This window comes from Rhizobium sophorae (genome assembly GCF_013087515.1).
Taxonomy (GTDB): Bacteria; Pseudomonadota; Alphaproteobacteria; order Rhizobiales; family Rhizobiaceae; genus Rhizobium; species Rhizobium sophorae.
The window spans coordinates 1-512 of sequence record NZ_JABFCN010000085.1 but is presented as its reverse complement, the minus strand read 5'-3'; the positions used below and the strand labels follow the sequence as shown (position 1 = coordinate 512).

Below are 512 nucleotides of genomic sequence, written 5' to 3'. Positions count from 1 at the left end.
CGCGCGCATCGGCATCACTGCCGTCCTGCACACATGGGGATCGGCCATGACCCATCATCCCCATGTTCACATGATCGTGCCAGGTGGTGGCATCGCGCTCGATGGATCACACTGGATATCGTCACGTCCGGCATTCCTCCTGCCGGTTCGTGTGCTCGGCAAGCTATTCCGGCACTTGTTCCTGACACGGCTGCTCCAATTCCACGATGCCGGGCGGCTCGCCTTCTTCGGTTCGGCTGCGCCTCTGGCTGATCGCCAGGCATTTGTAAAATACCTGTCGCCAGTCCGCAGGAAGCGCTGGATCGTCTATGCCAAGCCGCCCTTTGCGGGGCCGGAAGCAGTGCTTGCCTATCTGTCGCGCTACACGCACCGGGTCGCCATCTCGAACAGTCGCCTGATCGCGTTCGACGAAACGGACGTCACCTTCCGCTACAAGGATTACCGCCGTGACGGCTGCGATCGGCAGCAGGTCATGACGCTCGCGGTCGACGAGTTCATCCGCCGTTTCCTGC

General features: G+C 61.7%; 1 protein-coding gene. It reads left to right on the top strand.

Annotated features, from left to right (window positions below; all coding sequences use genetic code 11):
• Positions 1-512 (top strand): IS91 family transposase (locus tag G9X64_RS36095; RefSeq protein WP_171378394.1); only part of this gene is annotated, 512 nt, incomplete at both ends.